This is a genomic window from Dolichospermum lemmermannii CS-548, assembly GCF_028330815.1.
In the GTDB taxonomy this organism is placed as follows: domain Bacteria; phylum Cyanobacteriota; class Cyanobacteriia; order Cyanobacteriales; family Nostocaceae; genus Dolichospermum; species Dolichospermum lemmermannii.
On the sequence record NZ_JAQMTJ010000013.1, the window covers coordinates 1 to 10,292 of the forward strand.

The window sequence follows — 10,292 nt, forward strand, 5'->3', positions numbered from 1 at the left end:
AGTAAGTAGACGAAAATAAATCAAAGTATATTAAGTAATGTAAAAAATCTGGAGATGATTTCGTAGTGAGGGCTTCAGCCCTCAAATGAGGAATAAATTCCTCACTACAAACTTTGAATTATTCAAGCCGTTCTACTTAATGCATTCATTATCTATATGCAAAACTAGTGGTTTAAGTAAAAAAATATCAAATACTAGAACTTATGCACAATATTCAAAAGTTAAAAAACCTTGGCAAAACTTGGAAAAATATCAAGTCCTGCCAAGGTATTTAGTTACAAGTAATTACTATTAAATCCTGGCTTTAATTAAACCAGGACAAACTGATTAGGATTAGCCACACTCAAAGCACTGGCTTGAATACCAGTTAAAGTGGCTAAAGTTTGACCACCAAAGATAACCGCAGTATCAGCACCAACTTGAGTCAAAGTTAGATTGGCGGTAGTGATGCCTAAACTAGCAGCACCCTTAATACCAATCACATCAGTACCAACTTGGAAATCTAGAACTGTGTTAGCGGCTTTTGGTAGTTCAGCGTTGACAATCCAGAATTGGTCAGCACCAGCACCACCAGATAAAAGGTTGCCACCACCTAAACCGGCAAAGAATTTATCGTTACCACTACCACCTAATGCCCGGTCATTGCTACCTAAATAGAAGGTATCATCACCAGCGCCACCAGATATCCGATTCTCACCTTTGCCATCTCTAGCATCAAATTCATCATTGCCATCACTGCCGAAGGCTACGTCGTTGCGACTAACGTAGATTTTATCGTTACCGCTACCAGTGTCAATGATGTTGTTACGAGCATTGCTATTGAATGCTAAATCAACTTCATCGTTTCCTGCACCACTAAATACAGTGTCTTGAACCCCATCTATATTTTGAAGTGCAATTAAGGTATCTGCGCTAGTAGTTCCAGTAACGAAGTTTTCCTGATTGACTTCAGTTACTGAGGCAAACATGGTTTGAGCAATGTTGACTTGATCCACCGCATTAGCAAGACCAGGGATTTTAAAGCCGTAGGCATCAAAACCTTGACCGATTGAACTAGTTAATGTTGGGGAATCAACACCTTGATAGTAGACAGGGACAGGACGGTTGGTGTGGCTTCCCCAGTTGTATTTATCAGTGGCACTATTTCCCCAGAAGTTACCAGATTCAGCAATTGTGTCAATCGCAGTCAATTGTTCAGCGCCCTTTGTTCTGAGCAGTGCGGGGAAGTCATTAGTAAGATTGAGGTAATGATCGTGGTCAGCAGTAATAATCAATTCGTTATCAGCCCAACCACCATTTTGGTTAATCCAATTGATCACAGATCCGACTGCTTTGTCAAAGTCTAAAACTGTACCAATCAGGTTATCAATGTTGTTATCATGGGCAGCCCAGTCTATATCACCACCTTCAATCATCAGCCATAAACCATCCGGGTCTTTACCTAAAACTGATAAAGCTGCTTTGGTTAGGTCATCAAGAGTAGGGTTTTCATTGCGTTCTTTAGCGATAAATGGCGCATCCGTTTCTCCGGGAAGAAGCGGTCTAACAGTATCTGGATTTAGTCCCTTGGTAGTGTTGTTGGTGAACATTGCCAAGCCAGTGGTGCTGTAGTCTCCATCGGCAGAGCTTACGGGTAGGTTGCCATCTTGTCCACGCGCACCATACAAACCAAGTAAGCGATCGCCTTTTTCTGGATCAAGTTGAGCAGCCGTATTTGCTAGAGTTTGAGCCGCATTGGCACCACGTTCTAAGAAGGTGTAATCATAGATGTTGGTCGTGGGCTTTTTACTTAACTCTTGGTAAGTGGATTCCTTGATGTAAGTATTGTCTCTTGGCTCAACACCAGTGGGTAAGGGGTTTCCAGTATTAGAAAGTGGATGACCACCGCCAAGGAGTACAGTTGGTTGGTAAATACGGAGTTCTTGCTGCAAGATATTGTCTAATGCAGGTAAGTCACCATCAAACTTGTTACGATTATTTACAGCAGCAGCAGCAGCAGCAGGGGTAGCGTGGTCAATGGGAACAGATGTCACCAAACCAGTAGATTTACCAACAGATGCCGCTCTAGAAAGAATACTTTCAACAGGTTTTTCAAAAATATCAACGCCAATAGCACCGTTGTAACTCTTAACGCCTGAATAGAGTGTGGTAGCAGTGTTTGCAGAATCGGGATAGCTGTTCTTAATATAGCCAGAATCAGTACCTGGTGTCCAAGGATTTATACCACCCTTGACTGGATCGTAACCAACAAGGTTGCCAACTACACCATCGCTAACTTTTGCGCCACCATTAGGTGTAGTTCCAGGGTTAAAGGTGGGATTGAATGCAAACCCTGTACGGAGAGGAGCAGTACCTGTGAGAGTAGTGAGGGTATTACCATTGAGGGCGGAAATTCCAGCATTAAAAACTCCATCTGTACCAGCAATTGTGGTTCCGTAGGTAGTGGCATAGGTGTAGCCTGTTAATGTTTGGAAATTAAGCCCTGTTCCTTTACCAGATGTATAAAAATCATTTAGAGTTGCGCCAGTCTTGCCTTCACGGATTTGCTTGTAAATAGCAGCCGCACGTGCCATTTCCCAGCCCAAACCGTCGCCGATCATGATAATTGTATTCTTAGCCATAAAATTCCTTAATTCCCTTTGCAATGCTTAATGAATGAATAAATTCGGGTTCGGCAAGTCGAGGAAGACCTAAACTTATCTGAATATGAATATTACGTCTCATTAAGTTTTCACGCGAAGGTTAAGATGGAACTATGGTTTAATAATTTTTTGATTAAAAAATTCGTTTTATAACTTGGTTGAGGTAAAAAGAGGATCAAATTCTCAAACTTAGCCACAATATTCAAAAGTTAAAAAACCTTGGCAAAACTTGTAAAAATATCAAGTCCTGCCAAGGTATTTAGTTACAAGTAATTACTATTAAATGCTGGCTTTAATTAAACCAGGACAAACTGATTAGGATTAGCCACACTCAAAGCACTGGCTTGAATACCAGTTAAAGTGGCTAAAGTTTGACCACCAAAGATAACCGCAGTGTCAGCACCAACTTGAGTCAAAGTTAGATTGGCGGTAGTGATGCCTAAGCTCTTAGCACCAGAAATACCAATTACATCAGTACCAATTTGGAAATCTAGAATGGTGTTAGTAGCTTTGGTTAATTCACCAAAAACAATCCAGAATTGGTCAGCGCCAGCACCACCAGATAGGGTGTGACCACCACCAAGACCGATTTCAAAGGTATCATTACCATCACCACCCAAGGCACGACCATTAGAACCATTACCCAGGAAGAACAGATCATTACCAGCGCCACCGGAGGCACGGAAATTACTGGCTTCATCTCCAAAGAATGTGTCGTTATCAGCACTACCAAAAGCGCGATCGCCATTGGCTAAAAACACGGTATCATTGCCGCTACCACTGTCAATAATGTTATTGCTGGCAAGAGCGCCCGCAGCCGCACTATCAACCTCGTCATTACCAGCGCCACTAAACACGACATCCTTAATACCACCAAAGCCAGGAGTTTGCTTGGCTACAATCGTATCGGCATTAGGTGTACCAGCAAAGAATTGTGTGTCCTGAATCAAATTGGCATTAGGCGCAGTCAAGAAAGATAACTGACCACCTTCAACCAGGTTTTCTTGTCTAGTTTTTGTGCCATCACCATTACCATCAATATTTGTGGCGGTAATAATTGTTCCAGAACGAATACTATGCGCCTGGACATCAAAGACAAACTGTGTACCAGGAGCGTTACCAAAAAGACTAGAAACGTCTAGAATACCTGAAGTTTCCCAGTTACCGATATCAGTGGGGCTAGAATCAGTTTGACCAGAAGGAACAGCCGAGCGATCAACTTGTGCAATTTTAGTTAAGCTATCCGCTGGATTGGCAGCAGCAGGATCAAGAACGTAAATAGAGGCTTCTTGCTTAGAAGTTGCACCCCAGATATCTGCTCCTAGTGCGCGGTCTTCTTGTAAGTAAATTTTGCCATTATCAGCCCAGTCGAGGTTATCAGGACTACGCATACCGAAATCTTGTTTACCAGCGTCGTTGCCATCGTAAAGGATGTCAATTTTTGCAGTGATTTCTGGTGCAGTTGTAATCTTCCACAGAGCATCATTTCCAGATGTGGGGTGTTGAATGGCAACGATAAATTCATTGGGATTGTTTGTAGAAATCAACCCAGTAGGTTCAGATCCTGCAACTCCCAAACTAGCCCAACGAGTGATGGATTCAGCTACACCATCCTTATTGCTATCAGATGCCTTCCAGATATCGCCAGGACCGTTGTCTTCGATAATGTAAAGATTACCAGCAGCATCACTAGCCAAGTTGTCAGGGTTATTGAGGTTGGTACCCGCAGCTAAAGCAGTACCACCATCAATTGTGCTACGACTAGCAAAAAGCTTAACTTCATTAGTTTTGAGGTTAATGCCATAAACTGCGTTTTCGCTAGTTGTAGCTACATAAAGAGTGTCACCAATAATTTCTAAGTCTTCTGGACGACCGTAGGGTGTACCACCAACTTCATCCGCTGCCGCACGTCCACCTGTAGTAGCACTGCTAAAGTCAAAGGGATTAGCCGTAGTCGTTTTCACACCATTAGCATCGGTAATAGCGACCCAAGTAGCTGCACCAGTCCGAGTTTTACCTGTATTGGCAGTAGAGTCCCAGTTTTCCGAAGCATTACCTGTAAAGGCAGTTACCTTCAAGACAAAACTTTGTCCAACACTCAAATCACCAGCAGTCTTAGGTACAAACTTGTAGATAGAACCAGTGTTGCTCTCATCAATAAAGTACAAAGTACCAGAGGCATCAAACTTCAAGCCTTCATGGGAAACAGCAGGAATATTACTGCGCCAAACCACATTAGCTGTATCACCAGCAGCCATCAAGGGGTTAAGCCACTCAAATAGACGACCATTGGTTCTTTCTTCTGCTGTAATAACTGTTCCGTAAGGAGTATATACAGCAGGGTCAAAAGGACCAAAATCATCATTATTCTTATCCCAAACCGTAGGATTGGTGGTGTAGGGTAAGGCCGCTTGACCAGTCAAGGCTGAAACAAAGTCGCCAGTTTGGGTGTCGTAGCGAGCTAAACCAGCGCCTTGACTTACTTCCATCGGAATGTAGATGTAGCGGTTGGTGGGATCGAGTGCCACCATGTCCCAGTTACCAAAGGTGGCAGCAAATTGAGGATCTAGATTAGCTTTGTTGCGGTCAACAATTTCTGTCTGAGTGAATCCTGTTGGTAGTAAAAAGGGTGCAGTGTCTTCTGCTGTAGGAACAGTAGCAGTAGTAGAAAGAAGTTGGCTAAAGTCAACATCAATTTTGTAGGTTGTACCCCAAACATCAGGACCTGCAGTAATACCAGTGGAGGCTAAAACAGCTTGAGTACCATCGAAAGGATTGGTAGCGATATCTTCAGGACGAGAGAATCTGAAGGCATTAACGGCGGTAGCTAACTCATTTTGTTTTGTTTGTGTAGCAAAACCTTGAGCGTCATAACCTGTAGTATTTGCTTTTGTGGGATCGTAGTAAGAAATTTCTACAAATTGACCGTTTGTGCTGTTACCACTGCCTTTGAACTGGCTAGGATTAGCTTCAATTGCATCAGTAGCATTTGCAGGATCGTCAGCCACCCATACGAATAGTTTACCCTGTGCTAAACCATTGCGTTCCAGGAAACCACCAGCTTTTTTATCGCCAACATAGAGATATAAAGGCGCGTTATTGCTATCGTCACCAATTAAAAAGGCAACTTTATCAGTGCGGCTTGTATTTAGTTCTGTGACGTTTTCCCACGAAGCGCGACCAAATGCGGGTACTGCATATAAAGTATTAGTTTTTGTATCTAAGGCGAATTGTGTACCATTACTGGTTTCTTCACCAGAGAAGAAAATACGATCAGCTAAACCAATACCTGCACCAAACTGGTTGGCTTCAAATAAAGCAGCAGAACAAAAACGTTGAATACCAGCGTTCTCTAAATCAGCAGCAGCATCAACAACTTCACCTTTGCGGTTGATAATGGTGTCATGGGCTAATCCAGCATCAACGATTTGCAATGTGCGCTTGTCAACATCAAAATAGTTAACTCTTGCACCGGGGAGTTGAGTACCGTTTTTCAGGGTGTACTTATAACCATCAGCAGCCCCTACCTCATTAACAACTAATACACGAACAGTTGTATCGTTGAGTGAAAAAGCACCAATACCGTCAAGAATCCCAGGAGCAACATAGTTCCCAATTTTGTCACCAACTGTAAAAATAGGGTCAACGGTGTAACCATTTAATCCTTTTACTTGAGACGGTTGGGTTGTATCGAATGGTGTGTTAGCCATAAAATCCCTCAGTTTTCTTTGTAATGCTTACTGAATCAATGCTTGGTAAATTTAGGAAAACCTATATTTACCGAATATGAATATCACTCCTTATTAGGATCTCACTCAGAGGTTAAGAAGGCACTATGAATTGGCTATTTCTTGATTAAAAATCCTGCTAAAAGTTAATTTTGATTAAGGCAAAATTATCTATTTATAGGTACTATGCCAATATTAAAACTAATACATACCCGATCTTCATCACTCATATTCATTTCCACACCATGTAACAGCCAACTGGGAAATATTAACATCGTCCCTTCACGAGCTTTATAAGTGATTTTGGGGAAAGTCCATAGATTCAACTCTATAGATGGTGGTACGATCATCTGTGAAGCTGGTCGCGGATCAGAGAAAAATATGCCACCACAATTTTCAGGAGTTTTCAGATAATAAACTCCACTTAAAATTGAGTTGGGATGATTATGTACAGAGTTGGAGGCAAGTTTACGATTAATAATTGCCCAACAAGTTGTAATCTTCAGGCTAAACTTTTGTAAGTCCCATTGTAAAAATGTGGCAACTTCTAAGACATTTTGATTAATGATTTGTATAAGGTTGTCAAAACTATCCCTCTCATGCAACCTATCTTTACTATGCCATCCTAATATATTTGACCATTTCTCACCCTGACTATCTCGACGTTCTTCTGCATAGATAGTTTCTAAGAGTGGAGGATTTAATTGTTGATAATTTTCTAGGGAAAAATGCCAAACAGACGTGGGAAACCAATCATTTCTAGAACCAACCATAATTTTGATTTATGTTTATATTGACTTGTGAACTTTGTCGCTGGGCAGAAAACATGGACAACTAAAAATAAAAAAAAGCTGAAGTCCTGTTAAGCTCAATAGGTAACTTTCCTGAACTGAACTGTTTTATGCACCTACCTTCCTTTCTATGGTTATGGAAAATAGCCGCTTGGTCAATGGGATTATCTTTACTAGTACAGCTTGGCGGAAATAAAGCAACCATATTCAATCGCCAAAAAGCCTACTGTATATTAGTTTTGACTTTTGACTTTTGACTTTTGACTTTTGACTTCCGCCCTGCGGTACTAGCCTATTTATTTTTAGCCATAACTGGTATTTGGATGTTACGGGTCAGAACAAACCCAGAATCTTTCGGTATTCTATTACCTTTGGACAGAATACTCTTGTGTGATATTATCCCTACAAGTTAAATACTCAAGCTGGTAAACTGCAAAGCTGGAGTCTTGATGACAACCACCAGTTTCCAGCCGAGACAATTAAACTGATAAAATTAGCAAATTTAAGTTAACATTAATACTCCGCGCTGATTCCTACAACTGCTATGCTAAATCCCAATCTGGATGAAATCCAGTTGACGAAAGACGACTACGAACGCTATTCCCGCCACTTAATTTTGCCAGAAGTGGGTATGGAAGGGCAAAAACGCCTAAAAGCCGCCAGTGTACTCTGTATCGGTACTGGTGGACTAGGTTCACCATTACTGTTATATCTTGCAGCAGCAGGTATAGGCAGAATTGGTATTGTTGATTTTGATGTTGTGGACACCTCTAACCTGCAACGTCAAGTTATTCACGGGACATCCTGGGTAGGTAAACCCAAAATTGAATCAGCAAAAAACCGGATTCATGAAATTAACCCCCATTGTCAGGTTGATTTGTATGAAACTCGTTTAAGTTCCGAAAACGCCCTCGATATTATTCGGCCTTACGATATCGTAGTTGATGGCACTGATAACTTCCCAACGCGGTATTTAGTCAACGATGCTTGCGTATTGTTAGATAAACCCAACGTCTACGGTTCTATCTTCCGATTTGAAGGACAAGCAACCGTCTTTAACTATGAAGGTGGTCCTAACTATCGTGACTTGTACCCCGAACCACCACCACCAGGAATGGTTCCTTCCTGTGCAGAAGGTGGAGTTCTGGGAATTTTACCGGGAATGATTGGGATTATTCAAGCCACAGAAACAGTGAAAATTATTCTGGGGAATGGTACTACCCTGAGTGGTAGACTAGTGCTTTACAACGCCTTGGATATGAAATTCCGGGAGTTGAAACTGCGTCCTAATCCCATCCGTCCAGTTATTGACAAGCTGATAGATTACGAACAATTCTGTGGGATTCCCCAAGCCCAAGCCGAAGAAGCGAAACAGCAAATGGAAGTTCAAGAAATGACTGTGAAGGAATTGAAGGCGTTATTAGATAGTGGTGCAAAGGACTTTGTGCTGCTAGATGTGCGTAATCCTCATGAGTACCAAATTGCTAAAATTCCTGGTTCTGTGTTAGTCCCTTTACCAGATATTGAAAATGGTGATGGTGTGGCTAAGGTGAAGGACTTACTCAATGGACACCGTTTAATTGCTCATTGTAAACTGGGTGGACGTTCGGCGAAAGCCTTGGCTATCCTCAAGGAAGCGGGAATTACTGGCACAAATGTGAAAGGGGGAATTAATGCTTGGAGTCAAGAAGTAGACGCTTCTGTTCCTCAGTATTAATAATTTTGGGCGGGATTGTTGATAATGTTTGGGAAAAACCTCTAACTATCCCCAATCTGATCTCAACAACAAGATACCCGATTTATTGGATGATTCGGGTATCTTTTTATAGTTAATACATGGAAATATAATTTGATTTATGTATCTAATTTATACAAAAAAATCTTTAAAAAATACCAAAATTGTCTATTACTTATACTTCTTTTAAAAAGTAAGATGTCTAAAGTTTGCATAAACTTCATGGAGAATTTAGCTATAGCAGTTTCCAGGTAGGTGAGGTTAATTAACAGAATTGAGGGGTAGAAACAGCTTGATAATTTCTACCCATAACTATCCATATATTACTGTTTGTCCAAGTCTTCAATAAGTTGATCAACAAATTCCCTTAACCGTTGCTGCTGTGTTAGGGACGGTTTTAATTTTTTCTCTGACCCCAGGCAACACCTTAAACTGCAAAGGTGATTTATCGTACGCTACCTGATTTTGTGGTTTAAATTTAATCCGAGGCATTGCCAAATCCTAATATGTCTGATATACTAGATATCATAGCACAACATTGAAGGTCGAGTCAATGCTTTTATCATTCAAAACTGCACTAATTCCAAATAACCGACAGATTACAGCTTTTCGCAAGGCTTCTGGAGTCGCTAGACACGCTTACAACTGGGCAAATGCTCAAATCAAGGATATTTTAGCTGCTCAAAAAGAAGGCGAAAAACTTAAATTACCATCAGCGATTGACTTGCATAAAAAGTTAGTTGCTGAGGTAAAATCTGAGCATATTTGGTATTACGAAGTTAATAAAAATATCCCTCAGAAGGCGTTAGCTGATTTACGCCAGGCTTGGGATAGGTGTTTCAAAAAAACATCAAAACAACCACGATTCAAGAAAAAAGGACAACACGATTCTTTCTATTTAGAATCAGGAACTAAGGCGAAACCAGCGATTAAAAATGATGGTAAAAGAATTAAATTACCGTCAATTGGCTGGGTACGATTAGCCATACCTTTACCGATTACAGTAACTCATAATTGCGTGATTTCTAGACAGGCTGATAAATGGTTTATTTCTGTTAAATACGAAGTTGAAAAACCTCCTATACTTGCAGACGGACCGACCATTGGTGTTGACATTGGTATCAAAGAATTAGCAGTTTGCAGTAATGGTGAAGTATTCGAGAATCCTAAAGCCTACCGCCATAAGAGTAAACGCATGAAACGTTTACAGCGTAGTGTGAGCAGGAAAATTAAAGGCTCTAATAACCGTAAAAAAGCTGTGAGAAAATTAGCTAAATTACACGCCAAAGTTTCTAATATTCGCAAGGATTCTATTCACAAATTAACCTACTATCTAGCTAAAAACCACAGCATAATTAAGATAGAAGATTTGCACGTTAAGGCATTTTTGAAGAAC

6 protein-coding genes and 1 pseudogene are annotated in these 10,292 nt (G+C 40.9%); 3 read left to right on the forward strand and 4 right to left on the reverse strand.

Annotated features, from left to right (window positions below; genetic code table 11):
* Positions 1-308: 308 nt before the first annotated feature.
* The 3 genes from PN450_RS00630 to PN450_RS00640 all read right to left on the reverse strand — a co-directional run bounded on the left by PN450_RS00630 (position 309) and on the right by PN450_RS00640 (position 7,143).
* Positions 309-2,621 carry an alkaline phosphatase gene (locus PN450_RS00630; protein WP_271835041.1) on the reverse strand — a complete coding sequence of 771 codons (2,313 nt, stop codon included), beginning with the start codon at positions 2,619-2,621 and terminating at the stop codon, positions 309-311.
* 317 nt (positions 2,622-2,938) lie between these two features.
* On the reverse strand, positions 2,939-6,352 hold the full coding sequence (locus PN450_RS00635; RefSeq protein WP_271835043.1) for an alkaline phosphatase PhoX: 3,414 nt from the start codon (positions 6,350-6,352) through the stop codon (positions 2,939-2,941).
* Positions 6,353-6,537: 185 nt separating this feature from the next.
* On the reverse strand, positions 6,538-7,143 hold the full coding sequence (locus PN450_RS00640; RefSeq protein ID WP_271835044.1) for a TIGR02466 family protein: 606 nt from the start codon (positions 7,141-7,143) through the stop codon (positions 6,538-6,540).
* Between the two features lie 128 nt (positions 7,144-7,271).
* Between PN450_RS00640 and PN450_RS00645 the strand changes: the two are divergent.
* A pseudogene (locus PN450_RS00645) lies at positions 7,272-7,337 on the forward strand (DUF4079 domain-containing protein); the annotation flags it as partial.
* 368 nt (positions 7,338-7,705) lie between these two features.
* Complete coding sequence (gene moeB / locus PN450_RS00650; RefSeq protein ID WP_148763290.1) at positions 7,706-8,878, forward strand: molybdopterin-synthase adenylyltransferase MoeB; 1,173 nt, start codon at positions 7,706-7,708, stop codon at positions 8,876-8,878.
* 372 nt (positions 8,879-9,250) lie between these two features.
* Here moeB and PN450_RS00655 read toward each other — a convergent pair whose 3' ends face one another.
* A complete protein-coding gene (locus tag PN450_RS00655; RefSeq protein WP_168694530.1) occupies positions 9,251-9,388 on the reverse strand; it encodes a hypothetical protein in 138 nt (45 codons plus the stop codon).
* 61 nt (positions 9,389-9,449) lie between these two features.
* On the opposite strand from PN450_RS00655, the gene PN450_RS00660 reads away from it, so the two are divergent.
* The coding region (locus PN450_RS00660; RefSeq protein ID WP_271835045.1) for an RNA-guided endonuclease InsQ/TnpB family protein at positions 9,450-10,292 on the forward strand (843 nt) is incomplete at its 3' end.

Excerpts from the sequence above, each read along its gene's own strand:
- PN450_RS00655 (WP_168694530.1), bottom strand. The coding sequence starts at position 9,388 with ATGCCTCGGATTAAATTTAAACCACAAAATCAGGTAGCGTACGATAAA.
- PN450_RS00635 (WP_271835043.1), bottom strand. The coding sequence starts at position 6,352 with ATGGCTAACACACCATTCGATACAACCCAACCGTCTCAAGTAAAAGGA.
- PN450_RS00640 (WP_271835044.1), bottom strand. The coding sequence starts at position 7,143 with ATGGTTGGTTCTAGAAATGATTGGTTTCCCACGTCTGTTTGGCATTTT.
- moeB (WP_148763290.1), top strand. The coding sequence starts at position 7,706 with ATGCTAAATCCCAATCTGGATGAAATCCAGTTGACGAAAGACGACTAC.
- PN450_RS00630 (WP_271835041.1), bottom strand. The coding sequence starts at position 2,621 with ATGGCTAAGAATACAATTATCATGATCGGCGACGGTTTGGGCTGGGAA.